This is a genomic window from Paenibacillus sp. J22R56 (assembly GCF_056269375.1).
Genome location: NZ_JBWDNV010000010.1, coordinates 311,247 through 327,893, shown reverse-complemented (window position 1 = coordinate 327,893; position 16,647 = coordinate 311,247). Strand labels below are relative to the sequence as shown.

Annotated in this window: 14 protein-coding genes; 6 read left to right on the top strand and 8 right to left on the bottom strand. The window is 49.0% G+C overall.

What is annotated here, in order from left to right; translation table 11 throughout:
* The first annotated feature begins 8 nt into the window (after nucleotides 1-8).
* Together AC0YNT_RS24335 and AC0YNT_RS24330 are read left to right on the top strand one after the other, a co-directional pair.
* Entirely contained in the window at nucleotides 9-947 is a 939-nt protein-coding gene (locus AC0YNT_RS24335) for a glycoside hydrolase family 43 protein (protein ID WP_475806929.1), read from the top strand.
* Nucleotides 948-1,159: 212 nt separating this feature from the next.
* Nucleotides 1,160-1,591: a hypothetical protein gene (locus AC0YNT_RS24330; RefSeq protein ID WP_475806928.1), complete on the top strand. Its 432-nt coding sequence runs from the start codon at nucleotides 1,160-1,162 to the stop codon at nucleotides 1,589-1,591.
* Here AC0YNT_RS24330 and AC0YNT_RS24325 read toward each other — a convergent pair.
* Nucleotides 1,588-2,022 carry a DUF2663 family protein gene (locus AC0YNT_RS24325; protein WP_475806927.1) on the bottom strand — a complete coding sequence of 145 codons (435 nt, stop codon included), beginning with the start codon at nucleotides 2,020-2,022 and terminating at the stop codon, nucleotides 1,588-1,590. The two genes, AC0YNT_RS24330 and AC0YNT_RS24325, sit on opposite strands and share 4 nt — an antisense overlap.
* A 117-nt stretch (nucleotides 2,023-2,139) precedes the next feature.
* Here AC0YNT_RS24325 and AC0YNT_RS24320 point away from each other — a divergent pair, with 117 nt between their 5' ends.
* Both AC0YNT_RS24320 and AC0YNT_RS24315 read left to right on the top strand, forming a co-directional pair.
* Nucleotides 2,140-2,373, top strand: coding sequence for an HPr family phosphocarrier protein (locus AC0YNT_RS24320; protein ID WP_167281840.1), 234 nt, complete (start codon nucleotides 2,140-2,142; stop codon nucleotides 2,371-2,373).
* A 172-nt stretch (nucleotides 2,374-2,545) separates the two neighbouring features.
* Nucleotides 2,546-4,177, top strand: coding sequence for a response regulator transcription factor (locus AC0YNT_RS24315; protein ID WP_475806926.1), 1,632 nt, complete (start codon nucleotides 2,546-2,548; stop codon nucleotides 4,175-4,177).
* A 64-nt stretch (nucleotides 4,178-4,241) separates the two neighbouring features.
* Here AC0YNT_RS24315 and AC0YNT_RS24310 read toward each other — a convergent pair whose 3' ends face one another.
* A complete protein-coding gene (locus AC0YNT_RS24310; protein ID WP_475806925.1) occupies nucleotides 4,242-6,962 on the bottom strand; it encodes an alpha-mannosidase in 2,721 nt (906 codons plus the stop codon).
* Nucleotides 6,963-7,100: 138 nt separating this feature from the next.
* On the opposite strand from AC0YNT_RS24310, the gene AC0YNT_RS24305 reads away from it, so the two are divergent.
* Complete coding sequence (locus AC0YNT_RS24305; protein ID WP_475806924.1) at nucleotides 7,101-8,906, top strand: sensor histidine kinase; 1,806 nt, start codon at nucleotides 7,101-7,103, stop codon at nucleotides 8,904-8,906.
* Between the two features lie 104 nt (nucleotides 8,907-9,010).
* The gene (locus tag AC0YNT_RS24300) at nucleotides 9,011-10,399 is read left to right on the top strand and encodes an ABC transporter substrate-binding protein (protein WP_475806923.1); all 1,389 of its coding nucleotides are present in this window, start codon (nucleotides 9,011-9,013) and stop codon (nucleotides 10,397-10,399) included.
* A 99-nt stretch (nucleotides 10,400-10,498) separates the two neighbouring features.
* Here AC0YNT_RS24300 and map read toward each other — a convergent pair whose 3' ends face one another.
* The 6 genes from map to AC0YNT_RS24270 all read right to left on the bottom strand — a co-directional run bounded on the left by map (nucleotide 10,499) and on the right by AC0YNT_RS24270 (nucleotide 16,647).
* Complete coding sequence (gene map / locus AC0YNT_RS24295) at nucleotides 10,499-11,245, bottom strand: type I methionyl aminopeptidase (RefSeq protein ID WP_475806922.1); 747 nt, start codon at nucleotides 11,243-11,245, stop codon at nucleotides 10,499-10,501.
* A 7-nt stretch (nucleotides 11,246-11,252) separates the two neighbouring features.
* On the bottom strand, nucleotides 11,253-11,642 hold the full coding sequence (locus AC0YNT_RS24290) for a hypothetical protein (protein WP_475806921.1): 390 nt from the start codon (nucleotides 11,640-11,642) through the stop codon (nucleotides 11,253-11,255).
* A gap of 507 nt (nucleotides 11,643-12,149) precedes the next feature.
* Complete coding sequence (locus tag AC0YNT_RS24285; protein ID WP_475806978.1) at nucleotides 12,150-13,361, bottom strand: MFS transporter; 1,212 nt, start codon at nucleotides 13,359-13,361, stop codon at nucleotides 12,150-12,152.
* Nucleotides 13,362-13,459: 98 nt separating this feature from the next.
* Entirely contained in the window at nucleotides 13,460-14,593 is a 1,134-nt protein-coding gene (locus tag AC0YNT_RS24280; RefSeq protein ID WP_475806920.1) for a winged helix-turn-helix domain-containing protein, read from the bottom strand.
* 249 nt (nucleotides 14,594-14,842) lie between these two features.
* Nucleotides 14,843-15,247, bottom strand: coding sequence for a VOC family protein (locus AC0YNT_RS24275; RefSeq protein WP_167281861.1), 405 nt, complete (start codon nucleotides 15,245-15,247; stop codon nucleotides 14,843-14,845).
* A 251-nt stretch (nucleotides 15,248-15,498) separates the two neighbouring features.
* Entirely contained in the window at nucleotides 15,499-16,647 is a 1,149-nt protein-coding gene (locus AC0YNT_RS24270) for an ABC transporter permease (RefSeq protein ID WP_475806919.1), read from the bottom strand.

Here is a 16,647-nt window from a genome sequence, read left to right as displayed (position 1 = left end):
GGGAACAAATGGCAAGTGAAGCACTCAGCTATTCCAATCCTTGGATCGTAAATCGCGCAGATCCCTATGTGCTCAAGCATACAGACGGATTCTATTATTTCACAGGCTCGGTACCCGAGTATGACCGGATTGTTTTGCGGAAGGCAGCTACGCTTGAAGGGCTTGTTGATGCGGAGGAAACGGTGATCTGGCGCAAGCATGAAGTCGGAGAGATGGGCAACCATATCTGGGCGCCTGAGATTCATTACATCGATGGCAAGTGGTATATCTATTTCGCGGCGGGGACGGCTGAGGACCAATGGGCAATTCGGCCTTATGTTCTGGAGTGCAGCGATGAAGACCCGATAACTGGCACGTGGGTTGAAAAAGGCAAAATAGCACTCGATTTCGAGAGCTTCTCGCTTGATGCTACGACTTTCAATCATCATGGAAATCAATATCTGATCTGGGCGCAATATAAAGAATCAGACAGCAATTTATACATAGCCAAACTGGTCAACCCATGGACGATTGCTGGTCCTCAAGTTCTGTTAGCAACACCTGAATATGATTGGGAGATTCAAGGTCATCGGGTAAATGAAGGACCAGCTGTACTGATGCGTAATGGCCGGATTTTTGTTGCCTTTTCAGCAAGTGCCACTGATCATCGATATTGTATGGGACTGCTGGAGGTTGCTGATGATGCTGACTTGCTTGATTCGAATTCGTGGACAAAGCATCCTCATCCTGTATTTGAGACAAATGAGGAGAGCGCTAACTATGGACCAGGACATAACTGTTTTACGGTGAGTGAAGATGGCTCTACCGACCTGATCGTCTATCATGCCCGTCCTTACAAAGAACTTATAGGAAGTGCTCTGTCGGATCCAAACCGTCATGCTCGTGTGCAAGCAATCTCTTGGAATGAAGATGGGACACCTCACTTCGGGATACCGGGGAAACTGTAATCCAATTAAAAAGCGGACTACACTAGCATTGCAGCTAGTTAGTCCGCTGTTCTTTCTGACATTGCAAATAACTAAGATTGTCAAAAAGATAACTTAGAAGTATTATTTTAAATGGAAAGCTCAGGATGAAACCTCCCATAGGAGTTACCTTATTACCCCGGTACTCCCGTCCGATGCTAAACACAAATTCCCCGATTAAAGGAGACCTCTCTATGTCCACTCGTCTATTTCCTCATGTCTACCATGAAGCCATTTCGGCAACCCAGCATTTTGTTGAAGCCTCTAATGATTTTCTTCGCTATTGGATCCATGATTTTCGGTACGATATTACTTCCTTCTGTTCCCTTGCTTCAGCAATTCGAACCCTACCCTACCTTATCCAAAATATCTTCTACGCTCAAATGTCGGGCGAAAAGCAGGAGGAGGTTAAATCACTTCATAAAGTGGCAGAGAATGTCCTGTTTGAGATAGATGAAGAGTTGGGAAGAATTTCATTTAACCTCCCGGCTATTGACCGAAGATGGCAATCTGAGTTGCAACGAATATGGCGCTTATTTGATCGCGTTTATCGGGAACTGCGCAATGCCCTTGGGGGATTTTATCGTTATTCATTTGATCTTGATGAGAAATTAGATTGTATCTAACCTTTAAAATCAATATTAATATCGTAATCGGTCATCTCTAGGGAGATCTGGTTTCTAGTTTCGAAGCTGATACTTTTCAGCCACGTGGTATCGAACTTATCAATCGTCTCCATCCGCAGTGTCTCATACTTTTTCTTCGCTTTATCGATCTCCTTGGCCAGCACATACAGATAGACAAAGCTGACGATAAACACGGCGATCAGGAAGATAAGGAAAGAGCTGTTCAGGATGCCTTCAAAGAAGCTGATATAGCTGCCGTTAATGGAGGCAATGTTTTTATAGTAGACAACGGCAAACATTAGAAAACAAAATAAGCAAAGCAATGCGCATGCTGCCGCTCTTGATTTATAAGTATCCAATTTTTTCTTGCGATCAATTAACTTATCAATGGTGTTCTTTGCATCGTTTGGTATGAGATCACGCCAAGCCATGTCAGCCCTCTCCCTTCACTTACCTGTCCAATACATGTTATGCCTGTACGCATAAAGCAATGTCTATCCGCACACAACTAATAAGAAAAAGTTGGATGCTGGAAGGGGCAGTTCGTGATGATCGTACCAATCAAAGTAAAAGACGTGAAAGATATTGAACAAATCAACCATATCGTCTCCAGATATGACTTTGATATTTGGATTCATGGCAAAAGCGGGATGGCTGATGCGAAGTCGATTCTTGGTTTGTTCGTGCTTAAGCTAAGTGAACCGTTGACACTTGTTGTACCGGATGATGTGAACTACAAAAAGCTTTTCAAAGAATTGGAGCCGTTTCTCGTGATTGGTTAGTTCCTTTTACCCTAATGTACTTTGGCCATGCAGCATCTATCCGCCAACAATTTAATACAACCCCATAAAGTTTTGTTTTACCCCCGTGCAATCCAAAATAGAGTCGTTTAGTATGGAGGTAGGCTAACACAACAAGACAGGTTATGATTTGTATAATGGGGATGGTGAGTGGATGCTGCGAGCTTTAATTGTGGATGATGAATTCGAGATCCGCGAAGGTTTACGTAACCGCTTTCCTTGGGCTTCTTTTGGCATTGATGAGGTACTGGTTGCCGATGACGGCGATACTGCACTTATGCTTGCGCAGGATGTACGTCCGGATTTGATTGTAACGGATATTAAGATGAACCGGATGTCCGGGCTTGAGTTTCTAAGTGCCTTGCAGCAGCTTACGGATTATCATCCGGAGGCGATTGTAGTAAGTGGCTACGATGATTTCGAACTCGTGAAGCAGGCGATGAAAACCGGTGCCCTCGATTATATTCTTAAACCAATCAATATCAGTGAACTGGAGCAAATGATACGTAAAGCGCTTGATAATATTAAAAGGAAACAGCTTGAACAGCATAATGAGCAGATGCTGATGAATCAGGTCAAATTCGCAATTCCTAAGATGCGCGAAGAGCTGCTTCGGGAAATGGTAGAGCAGGAGCATGATCCCTATAAGGAAACAAGAAGGCGCCACCGATTGACAACCTTGAATCTGGAGTGGATGATCAGTCAGCACATGACGCTGATGGTTATTGAAGCCGATGATTTGAAGGCAATCGAGAACCGCCGGGCTCAGGAAAAAGACCTCATTCTGTTTGGTATCGGCAATGTGGTGAACCAGACATTAGAAGAGGATTATCCTTATCCGTACGCTTTATGTATGGATAGCGGGAACCGTTGGGTCATTCTGCTCAGTTGCATGCGTACGGATCAATTGGAGCTGACGAGCGGCATCGCGTATTTGTGCATTAAGCGCATCAATGATTTTGTCAAAGTGAAAGCGAGCGCGGGACTACGGACGAATCCGGGTACCTTCGAGCAATTGCATGATATGTATACCGAGGCGCTTGCTGTGCTGGAGCAAAAGGCGGTGTATGGCGGCAATCGGGTATTTACGCTGCAAGGAAGCTTTGAAGAGGGAGACAACGCTGATCTAACGCTTGCGGAGCCGGAAGAAGTACTGGATCTGGTCAAATTTGGCTCGGATGAAGATATTTCAGCGGCCTTGGACCGGTTTGAGTTAATGGTTCAGGGGTGGCAGCTCACACAGCTGCGGGATATTCAGCAGAATATCTTCGAGTGGCTGTTTGAGATTTTCAAGAAAGCATCCGCTGCGGGCGTTCCTAATAAAAAGTGGATCAGTAATCCAATCGCGTTATGGGAGCAGCTTGAACGATATGATACTCTTCAATCGCTTAGGGAGCAGGCAGAAAAATGCCTGAAGGAAATTGCTGCAGATTTCCGCAGTCTCTCGTCTACACCAAGCCAGATTATATGCGAAGCAGAAAAAATTCTGCAGCGTGATTATGCGGAAAGCTTAACGCTGCAAAGTGTAGCAAATGCAGTTCATGTCACGCCAGTATGGCTAAGCAAACTTTTTAAGAAAGACAAACGGCAGACCTTCCTCGAATATTTGACCGATATCCGGATCGAGAAAGCAAAGGAAATGCTTGGTGATATCCAGTTCAAGGTATATCAAATCTCATTCCAGGTCGGCTATAAGGACCCTGTCCATTTCTCAAAGCTGTTCAAGAAGCAGGTTGGCTGTACGCCAAAAGAATACCGTAGACAACGGGGCATTATGGACGAGTAAGGTATAAAAAGGCAGTATCCAAGGTGAATAGCTTTACCTTTGGAACTGCCTTTTTTGTTGCTTATTATAAAGATTTGATACCAATCGTTACAATTTTGAAGCCGTCTACTGGAAGACTGCTGCCCACAGTTTCATCACTAGCGTCTTCCATTATGTTGCTCTCATAACTCGCTGCTGCGGATTTTGGCTGAACAGTAAGCTGGGTTGATTCACCCGAAAGATTATACCAGCGTGCCATCAGATCACCGCGATCTTCATTGATTTTCAGACTGGAGAATGCAAGGCCGTCACCGTTCCAAGTGAGAAAATGGTCGCTCAGTGGAAGCTCACCTTGTTGTAATCCCATACTTCTTGAGGTAATTGGCACCGGGAAACGGTAAGCTTCGCGGTAAGCGTTGAACCGTTCGTTCTCACCGCCATAAGGGATGATCATCCATTCGGCTTCATTGATGCCCAGGCACTGCGCATCAGGTGTATGGAATACCCCCCAATCGCCAAGCTCGCCGACTGATCGAAGCAGTGTAAGGGCAATGGTATTTCTGCCATCAAGCATCACTTCGTATTCGTTAAGGCCTTTGCCGGCAACCGTCAGCCCTCTATTGGCATCGTGAACATCAATGAAGGTTTGCAAATGCTGGCAGTTGCTAGGGTTCTCCCAAACGGATGATGGAACAGTCTGGCGCTCAGCCACTTCAAAGATAGAGTCTGCAAAATGTGTGGAAGCTTCAGTATCGGATGGCAGCCATACGCGAACGCGGTGATCCTTTGATTGATTATCGATCTGTGCATGAACACCTACGCCTTTGCCATCACGCTCAAGGCTGAGCCTAGTGACAATAACAAGTGGAGCAAGCTCGTTTGATCGTCCAGCCTTCCGCTGGCGGAACTCGACCATCGTGTTAATCTCTTGGGCTAACCGCTCATCCGCGCTTGCTGGAATAGCAAAGGAATGAGTGATTTCAATCGCTGCCCGGTATGGCGTGTCTTCTACGATTCGAATGGCCGCTTTGAGCCCTTTGGTTGTAATGGCTTTATCGCCTACAGGCTGTTTGAAAATATATTCATTGCCGATATCGCCTACATTCTCGTAAAGCCCAAGTCCGGTGTACGTTTGACCGCTTGCCTTATGATGGATGGAGTAGCTTCCATCGTCCTCAACGGTCAGCTTCAGATGACCGTTCTCTAATGTCCGGCTGCTGCTGATCAGAGATTCTGCGGCTGGCTTGTTGTGAGCGCCTCCATCCGGAATCCAGGCAAAGGTCTGATAGCCGAGCTGAGGCAAGTTAGCTGCTTCAAAGGTTAGTCGTAGTGCACACGCCATATAAGGCTGGCGGAACTTATCGCCTGGCAGCTCATAGCCGAAGCGTACACCTAAATCTTCTGCCGTATGAGCGATTTGGTTACCAGCGGCATTAACCAGATATCCTTCAGCATGCGAACGTTCTTTTACGGCGGCAGCAATGGCAACTGGATCCTCACTTTGATCAAAGAAGCGATGGGAATATTCAATCTCAACGGAAATGACGGATGAGCCTTCGTAACCGCTGGTGTTAAAGACAACGACCGGAACAGCCTCTTCACTAAGCGAAGCGAAGGAGGATGTATCGATCTTAGAGCTGATGAATCTGACGCTTTCTTCAGTCAGCCGTTTGCCAACCTCCATGCTTTTGGCAAAACGTGTCTTCATCTCATCGTACACCTCGTCGACACTGCAGCCGCAAATACTGTCATGCGGATGATTCTGCATCAGTGTCTTCCAGGCATATTGCAGCAGTCCATGCGGATAAGGCTTGCCAAGGCTGTGTGCAGCGGCGGCTAGAGGTTCGGTCACCTTTTCCAGCAGCGTTTGGTTCTGCTGATTAAGCTGCTTGATATAGACACGTGCAGAAGCGGTGTTAACAAGAGAATACCAGCCATCGGTCTGCTGACCTCTGAGTTCACCTCGCGTTACGCTAAGCGTATTCGGAAGCTCGGCTTTCACAGCACGGACATAATCATCGAAATTGGAATGGATAAACTCGTAATCCGGGAACAGCTCTCTTGCCGTGCGAAGCGCCTCGGACAGGTTCGTCTGGATGGGCTGATGGTCGCAGCCGTTCATCAAGAGCAGATGCGGGGTGGAAGCAAACTGCTCTGCCCGTGCCAGACGATGCTTCCAGTAAGGCTTTGCTAGAGCCGGATCAACGGGAATCTCCATACCATTGTTGTACCAGTTGGCAAACAGGATACCAAGCACACTAGAGCCATCCGGTGACTGCCAGATCAGCTCGGAGTAAGGCGACTCTAGTCCCGAGTCATCAACCCGGTTGTTGAAGCCGGTCGCCTTAACTCCTCTTCCGAAGACGGCTGTATCAATGCCTGCCTGCTTCAGGAGCTGTGCCGCTTGTCCCATATTGCCAAACGAATCGGGGAAGTAACCCAGCTTCGAGATTGGACCAAACTTGGCAGCATCTCGGTGTCCGATCTGTAAATTACGTACATTTGCTTCACTGCTCGTCAAAAATTCGTCCTGCAGGATATACCAAGGGCCTAGGGAGAGCTTGCCCTCATCGCAGAGCTTCTGGATCTGGTCCCGTTTCTCTGGATACACCTGTAAATAATCGTCCAATACAATCGTTTGCCCGTCCAGATAGAAGCTACGGAATTCAGGATCTGCTTCGAAAGTATTCAGCAGCGTATCCATCGTTTCGATCAGCTTGACGTGATGGGCTTCATACGGCATATACCATTCCCGGTCCCAGTGAGTGTGAGAGATAACATGTACAATACGCTTAGATGATGGCATGATGGTTCCTCTTTTCATAGAAGGTTAGTCATTATGCAACAAGTGTAAAGAATAGGGCATTCACTTACAATGAGGCATAAGTAAACTTTAATGTTCATTTTTATCGCTTTTTCTTTACATGAAAGGCAGGTTTATTAGGTGAGAAAAATATCGTTCCGGCTGGCATCCTCCTTCCGCAATCGTATGATCTTTATATTTCTGCTCATCATCATTGTTCCATTTCTACTATTTGCCTACTATTCCCATATCAAATCAATTGAGGGGATATCCGATGCGAATGCGAAAATGACGATGAGTTATTTGCAGCAGGCTAAGAAGAATTTTGAAATTTACCTGAACAATCTCAATGAGCAGGTGAATGAGGTAATTGGCAATAAAAGCGTTCAAGATCTGCTGTACAAGGAACCGATTGATAATTCGGAAGAAGAATCGTTTACGGTGAATATGCTGACGACGCTCATTCATACGACACCAGTCATCGATGCTTTCCGGGTGAAGGTGTATCCAATCAATCCAACGAAGTATCCTTCGTATATGAGATCGATTGATGAATCGGTCCGTGTCGGCGATCAATACTGGTTTCAACGCTCGAGGGCAACGGTGGAGCCGATCTGGTATTTGACCATGCCAAAGCAGGGGAGATATGCGAAGCCGCTGCTTACTTATGTGAAACGGTTCTCTGGAATATATGATTCCAAGCTGCGGGGTCTTATTGCGACCGACTTGTCCGATGATTTCCTAGTGCGCTATTTCTCCCCTTCAGATCAATTAAAGGATCAGAAGCTGCTGCTTGTGAACGAGAAGGGAATCGTCCATTACGATTCCGCTGTCAATGAATGGACCGGGCAGCCGTTTCCTTCCGATTCTTTTGTTTCGTTTATGAAAACAAGCGATGCCGGTTCCAAGTCGATCACCATTAGCGGGCATACCTATCTGGCAACTTATGTGACGATGGCTAATCATCCCTGGACAATCGTCAGCCTGACGCCGCTTAATGAACTGACGGGTACGATTGATGAGATTAATAAGGTTCTTATTATTTTTCTTATCGTCTATTTGATCTGCTGTATAAGTGTTGTGATCTATCTCACCGTTACTTACACGCAGCCTATCGCTCATTTGGTCCGGTTGATGCGCAGGCTCGAATCGGATAATCTTCAGTATTTATCGCCATGGTCATCCCGCAATGATGAAGTAGGTTGGCTGTACCGGGGTGTTGGAAGCATGGTGCAGCGAATTGATGGGTTGATTAAAGATGCGGCACGTTCGGAACGAAACAAGAAGGTACTGGAATTCCAGGTGCTGAGCCATCAGATTAATCCACATTTTCTATACAATACATTGGAGTCGATCCGGTGGAAGGCGGAAAATCACGGTAGGAGCGATATAAGCGAAATGGTATCGGCGCTTGGCAATCTACTTCGCCTCAGTCTCAATCAAGGGAAAGAGATTACGACGCTTCGTCGGGAGTTTGATCAGGTGAAAGCATATGTGGCTATTGAACAGGCAAGGATGGGGGAAACGATCCGCATCCTGTACTCCTGCGACGATGCAACGCTTGATCTGCCGTTCCTGCGGCTTCTGCTGCAGCCTTTAGTAGAGAATGCAATTCAGCATAGTGTAAGGGATAATTTTGATAAAGGGAAAATAATGATTGCCTCAAGGCAAGAGGATGACGATATTGTTATTGATATTGCCGATAATGGAAAAGGAATTCCGCAGCAGGTGCTTGATCAGCTCGAACAGGAGGAAGATCAGGCAGGCAGCAAGTTCTCGCAGTCGCGAAGAGGAGTGGGGCTGCGCAATGTGAACGACCGGCTGAAGCTGTATTTTGGCGAGGCTTATAAGCTCAAGATCGTAACGGGTCCGGAGATTGGAACCAGAATTACGTTAAGGCATCCGGTGCTTAAGGAAGGGCAAGAGCTGGATTCCATCCAACAATGAGTTAAGAGTAATACCCAAAGGAGACATGCTTTCGAAGTATGAATCACCACAAACGGTAGATGCCCTACCTTTTGTGTGGCAATTCATTTAAGGAGGAGTATCAAATGAAAAACAAACATAGGGTTGTTGGAAGTTTACTCCTGACACTTGTTCTGGTTCTTGTCTCTTGCTCCAGCTATACGCCTAAACCGTCTGACAAAATCCAGGAACCTGCGCCTGTTAAGCTAAGGCTGCTTACTTGGGCAGATGACCGGTATCAACAGCTCTATGATATATTCCATGAGCGGTATCCCTGGATTACCATCGAACCAATTATGGTACAGGCGAATGATTCGAATATTATGGCCAAGATTGAGGAGCTGGAGAAAGCGGGAACACCTGCTGACTTGACCTGGATTGCCGGGGATCTGCTTGCCTATGAACAGAAAGGGATGCTGGCTAATTTAAAGCCATACATGGATAAAGATGAGTCCTTCCAGGACAAAGTGCTGCCGGACGGTTATTTTGATACGATGAATTTCCATGGCCGCAGACTCGCTGTCCCGTTCGTGGACGTGCCAATGTGGATCGTCGTTAATAAGGATCTGCTTGCGAAGCATGGCGTACAGATGCCGTCTAATACGTGGAGCTTTGATGATTTCCGTTATATAGCGAAGCAAGTAACCGATCCAGCGGCAGGCGAATATGGCCTTACTACCAGCAATGAGTTCGTGATGCGCCTCCTTCCGCTGAAAGCTGCTGCCGACGGACATGTTCCAAATCTGGCTTATATGAACGAAGCTATGACGAAGAGCCTGCTGGATACACCAGCTGTACTGGATGATGTGCGTTGGTTGACGGAGTTCGTCACGAAGGACGGCTCTATGCTCTCCTGGTACAGATCTGCTCAAGAAGGTGATCTCGTTAAAAATTTCATGAACGGAAAGACAGCCTTCGAGATAGGAGGAGACTGGCTGCTGCCCCGCCTGCAGCGGGAGGCGAAGTTCAATTGGGATATTCTGCCCTTCCCCCGGGGGCAGTTGAACCAGTATTCGTTCCATATCTATGGACCACTTGCTCTGCTCAGCGGCTCAAAGCATAAAGAGGAAGCGTACAAATGGATAAGCTTTCAATTCGAGCTTGAAGCGCAAAAATGGAAGATTGACGAAGGGGCCAACGCCTCCGTTATTGATCCTGAGCTGACTGACTATATCGATAAAGCACCGATCTGGCAGGGTCGGAATATTGAAGCCGTTAAAATGACCAAAGATAACGGACTCGTTCTGCCAGGCGCAACGATACCCGGATTTTCCGATTATAATTGGGTAAATATGATCAACGAGATCGTGTTTAATGGCTATGATGCGAGCCATCTCATCCCGGAGACGGAAGCATGGAACAAGAAAACACAACAGCTTCGTGAGCAGTGGCAAAAGGCCTCCCCTCCATCCACCAACAGATCGGCTCCATCTCCAAGCACAGCCATTATCAGAAAGATAAGCAAATTCCGATGAGCTGTATTATAAACGGTAAACACATATATCGAATGAAGAAAGATGCGGCCGAATACATGTAAAGAAGTCGACCATCCCGTTGGTCGACTTCCACTTATACTATTGTGCGGTCAGGATCTGTGGACCTTCAGCGGTGATAGCGATCGTATGCTCGTATTGGGCAGCTAGCTTGCGGTCCAGCGTCCGTGCAGTCCAGCCATCTGCATCGATTGTCATGAAGTAGGTTCCTTCGGTGATCATAGGCTCGATCGTGAACACCATGCCCTCCTTGATTCGAAGGCCTTTGCCGGGCTTGCCGATATGTATATAGTTCGGATCCTCGTGCAGGTCACGTCCGATACCATGCGCGAGAAGGTCGCGCACAACGCCGAAGTCATTCGATTCGGCATGCCGCTGGATCACGCTCGTCACGTCGCCAAGCCGATTGCCGGGCTGTGCCTGCGCGATGCTCAGGTCAAGGCATTCCTTCGTTACGCGCATCAGCTTCTCGGCCGTCGGCGAGATATTTCCGACCGCATAGCTCCAGGCCGAATCGCCGAGCCAGCCGTCGAGTTCTGCAACCGTATCGATCGTCACGATATCGCCTTCCTCAAGTGGCTTATCGCTAGGAAAACCGTGCGCGATCACATCGTTGACGGAGGCACAGGTCGCATATGGATAGCCCTTGTAGCCCTTCGTGTAAGGCTTGGCGCCGTACTTTAAAATAATCTCCTCAAAGATGCGCTCAATCTCGTTCGTCGAGATGCCCGGTTGGATAAGCGGGGCGATCGTGCGATGGCATTCGGCTACCACTTGGCATGCCTTGCGAATGGCCTCGATTTCATGTTTGCTTTTTAAGATGATCATGTTCGTATCAGGGCTCCTTCGTAATGGCGTGCATCGCGAGCTGGGCTATTCGATCGACGTCCAGCTCGGAAGTGTCTGCATAGTAGTGCAGCCCACAGCAGCCGACCAGCACTGCAAGCATATGGTCGACGCTGTCGTCTTCGCGCTTGGCGATCGATTGGAGCGGAACGTACAGCCGTTCCATGAATCGTCTCTTGGTGGCTTGCCGTTCCTTCTCAGGCAAGCTTGCATAATGCTCCGACGCCATCTTGTAGACAAGATATGTACGAGCGTCCGATTGCCACAACTTAAGCAGCGCCGTGCAATACATCAATAGCTGCCTGTCAGGGCTGCCGTCATAGATGTTCACCCATTCTGCCAAGGTTTGCTGGCATCGCTCGAAGCCGCTATCCAGCACATCTTCTATTAATAAATGTCGGTTGGGGTAGTAATGGTACACAGTGCCGTAACCGAGCTCGGCCTCGCGGGCGACATCACGAATATCAAAGCTCCCGCCCGTGCGGAAGTAGGCGCGCGCAGTAGCGTCCAGGATCTGTTCTCTGCGCTGCATGCGAATGAACTCATTTTGTTCTTTGGTACGGGGGCACATAGGCGTGTGAGCCTCCTTTTTTATAGACCTGCAAATTTGTCGATATAAAAATATTAACACGTGGGGTAGGGATATGCAAACCAACAGTTAATTATTTTGGAGTACATTTTCCGCGTTGGAATATTTGCCCTTTTTTATACTTGCAGCAGTTTCTATATACAAAGTACATATTCTAATAATGCAGAAGAGCTGATAAATGAATTATTATAGGCAAGCAGTCAAAAGACCTTCATCACTTGATGAAGGTCTTTTGACGTTCATGACATCCATTCTCTAGCCGTTGCTTGTTTGTATCTGGCCATATTACAAACCGATTTATGCGTTGCGCGAAACCTCCGGCTTCCCGGCATCCGTTCTTCCCCATAGTTGCCAACGAAGCACAATTCCAACGAACCCAATTATTCCAACCGCGAGCCCGGCGATCAAGAACGTGCGGCTCACCCCCATGAGACCGATCAGCGCACCGCCGCTGAGCGGAGCGATGACGAAGATGACGCTAGTCAAGGATTCAAATATGCCGCTGACGCGGCCTATGGCTTCGGGTGGCGTTTCCTTCTGCAAAATGTAGTTCATGCCCGAGGAGGTAAGGCCAGTACCGATCCCTCCAATAAAGAATACCAGCAGCATGAGCCAAAGTGGACTGTCTTGCCGGAAAGCACCGGCTGCCGCGAACATCAGGCCGATCAGTCCCACGCCTCCTCCGAGAAGCAGTCCGTACGCCGTAAGCTCTTGGTACCGGCGAAGCCAAGTTACGCTCGCGAGTCCGCCAGCCCCGATCGCGGTCACGAGCCAACCCATCAACTCGGGTTGTTCTGGGGCAATCTCGCGGAAGAGGACGGCGAATTGGGCATCAATCATTTGGATGCCAGCCAGCCCAATCAAGCTGAATAGAAGACTCATGCGCAAGATGCGGCTGTGCCAGAGAAGGCGCCATCCTTCACGCCATTCGCCACGCAGTCCCCCCTTCTCCTTGATTGCGAAAGCAGCGGCTGGTATGCGCCCATCGGCGGCGGGGACAAGCAGGAGCAGGAAGGCGGACACGACGTAGCAGCCCGCATTCACCGCCATACTGACGGAGGGGGTGAATGTAGTCGCCACGGAGGCACCAAGCAAAGGCCCTATTATTTTGGACAGCTGGAAGACGGCTCCGTTAAGAGAGGTTGCTTGCAAGAGCAGATCCTGCGCAACAACTGCCCGAGTCATCGATTGTTGTGCGGGATAGTGGAAGACGCGGGCGGTCGATCGGATTGCGATCAAGCCGAGCAGTAATCCCGCGTTAGGGGCGAAGATGAGCATGATGGTTAATCCCGAGCGCAGGAGATCGGTGGCGATCATCAGGTTCCGTTTGTTCCAGCGATCCGCCAAAATGCCTGCCAACTGGCTGAATGCAATGCCAGGCACGGCAAAACAAAGCGGCAGCAGCGCGATCGTCATCGCATCTGCCTTCCACATGAAGCCGAGAAGAATCGTGACTGCCATAAAGTCGAAATAATCGCCGAAAGCCGAGAGGCCGTAGGCGGCGAACATTTTTGCGAACGAGCGATTTTTTCTTAACATCGGAAGCGGCAAACCCCCTGATTGAAATCATTATGATCCAATCGTAGCAGGGAAATGTCAGAGAATGATCAGAGATGCTTTATAAGCAAATGCTCCGTTCGAGGCAGCAGCTCTTCGAAGCGGTAACGGACAGCAAGCTGGTCCCGCTGCCGTTGATAGGCTAACCGATAAGTTTCGTCGCACTCGTGGTTGGAGAGAAATCGCAGCATTGTATTTAAGCTAAAGAGCAGATGGGGGAGGAATTCCGTATGGCGGAGCGTCTCCAACCCTTCATCCAAAATAAGTCTCGCGGCGGGAATATCGCCTTGCCGGTATAGGAGCATTGCCATGGCCACGTGATAAGCTCCCCGCTCGCGCTTGATTGGATGACTTATCAGGAGCTCGTCGCATTCGCGTAGCTTGGCGTTCGCAGTCTCTAGTTTCCCCGTCCATATTGCCAGATAAGTCTCCTGCAGCAGAAAGACCGCCTTGAAGCTAGGGGAGTTGAGCTCTTCAATCTCCTGCCGGATCGCTTCGAGAACATTACGAGCATTATCCGGCCTGCCGGCTTCCGTATAGAGGTGAACGAGGCTTAGCTGCAAGTCATATCGCCATTCCAGTGTGTCGGCCTTGGCAAGAAGCTTTACGAAGTAAGGGAGCGTAGCTGCGGGCTCCGGTTGAATGACGGAGTGGATATATACGGCATACGTCAGCTTCTGCCAAAGGGAAATGCGGTCCACTGTTAGGAGCCATTCGAAATCACCGCGAATAAAACGGAGATAGGCGTCATTATAAGGGTCACCCGGCAGGCTTAAAACCTCACGGTTCTCCGCCAGCAGTTGCATGGCTGCTCCCATGCCAAGGCCGTGATACCTGGAAAACAAACGCTTCACGTCAAACGCGAACTCTTCGTTAAAGTATAACGGATTATCTTTCGACTCGGGAGCGCGGCGCACGAGCTTGTAACCCTGACCGCGGACGGTCTCCACGCGGAACAGATGGTTCCATCCTGCCAATTTTCTCCGAATGCGGTAGATGTGGTCGTCCACGGTCCGGTCGGTCGGGGCTTCCATCGGCCATATGGCATCAAGCAAAGCCTCCCGGGTGAAAGAGCGTCCGGCATGCTCGTATAGAAATTGGAAGAGCACGAACTCCTTGGGCAGGAGATGAACGCGTTCTCCCGCGTATACGACTTGATAAGTATCCGAATTGAAATGAATCATGTGAAACTCCCTGCCCTTTCATTACGTTGCCAATACTTCTTTTCTTGATGATGGCATGGCGGTTCGGAGAAAGCAAGCGAACGTCTTCCTTGCATTGCAGTTGGTATGTTGCAGCAGCAACTGGCGCCGCTTCATTGAGCTAACGGTGAAGAGACCAAAGCTCGTTGCTATGGTCTCTGGCCTCTTTCTATGAAGCGGTCAGTAAAATTACTAACCACGAAAGTTTGCCTCACTCACTTCAACTCTCCGTTACTGCCTACCGCTGAAACGTTTGATCGCTTCCTCGGTCACCGGGGCGAAGAGGTTAACCAGGTTGCCGTCGGGATCGCGAAACAGCATAGCACGGTTTCCCCACGGCATCGTGGTTGGTTCTTTTACCCACTCATCGACAAACGGCTTCAAGCGCTCATATTCGGCATCGACATCGTGGACGCGGAACTCGATGATGACAGTGTGATTGTCGGCCGCTACTGCGGAACCAGCGCCGAACAGCTGCACCGTCTGGGAGTGGCCGATCGCCAGGGTGCACGATGGCACTACGAGTTCGGCAAAGACGGGCGCGGGGCGCTCCGCCGGAACACCCAAGACTTTCTCATAGAACTTAACTAGACGATCCACGTCGTCAGTAATGATGCGTACAGAAGCAAAATTCACGAGATACCATCCTTCCTATAATCAATGATACAATACCGTATCCTATCATTTTGGGCCAAAACACATCGCATTTATCTCATACTCCTTTACGGTTACTTACTCCGATTATAAAGAAACACTACTGACAACAGTATGTCAGTAGCGTTTATAATTTTTTTTGGCTTCCTCCCGAATTCAATTCGTGTAGCACTAAATGATAAGAACGCTGCAAAAGCGCCCTCTCCTGAGTGGGAGAGGACGCTTTTGCAAGCTTAGATAAACTGCCTTACATCATTGTTGCGGCTGAAGCGGTATATGGCGACCAGCGTGAACACGGCAGCGAAGGCGACGAGAATGGCCAAGTTGAGCCCGAGACTTCCGATCGCTTGGCCGTCCTGCAGCTTCGTAATCGTATCGAGAAGCCAGTGCTGCGGGAGAAAACTCGAGATTTTTTTAACGGTATCCGGCATAATCTCAGATGGGAAGAAGCAGCCGGCAAGCAGGCAGGTCGGTGTAATGATCAGCGTCTGCAGAGCGCTGGCGCCTGTGCTGTTCTTCGAGAACGCGGTGAGCAGCAGGGCGAGACTGATGGCAACGAGCGAGAACAGGAGGAGCGTGCCGAGCATATCTCCGAACGGAATGCCGGAATCGATGCCGAAGGCATACTTCAAGATCAACAGCGTAATGACGATCTGCAGCACCTGAATGATGAAGGTAACGAGCACGTTCGCAAGCACGAATCCCCGGGCCGACAGTGGTGACGAGAGCAGACGAAGGAAGGTGCGGTCTTCTCTCTCTTTAAGAATAAGCCCGCACATGTTGACTGCAGATGTAAGGAGGAACATCAACAGGAAGCCGATCGATTGATACGTCATATCCTTAAACTTCGCCGTGTCCTTAAGCGACTCGGTGTCGAACTTGAAGCTGGACTTTTTGTAATCCGCATAGATGGCGTCGAACGCATCCCCGTCGTCCTTCGTCGCTTGGCCAATAGCGGCGACATTACCGAGGTAGCCGTCAAGAAGTGCCTTCACATAAGAAGTCACTTCCGCTCCTTTGGCGGAAACGAGGCGCAGATGGGTCGGATGACCGTTCTGAACGCTGTCCGCGAATCCTTCCTCGAAGATAAGGCCGCTGTCCAGCTTGCCGGAAGCGATGTCCTTGTTCATAGATGCTTCATCCGTCATCGTGATTTTCACGTGGTTCAGCCCTTCTACAAAATGAATCGTATCTTGCGTCAAGGTCTTGTCGCCGTCTTTGTTGAGGACGCCGACGTGAAGGCTGCCGCCGCTGGAGCTTCCGTAGATCAGCATGGAGAGCAGGATGGCGGCGATTGGCAATCCGAAGTATACGATCCAGCTCGATTTCTTGCGGAAGGTCGACTGGAGCAGCCTGCGAGCAATCCAAAGAATGTTAGTCAT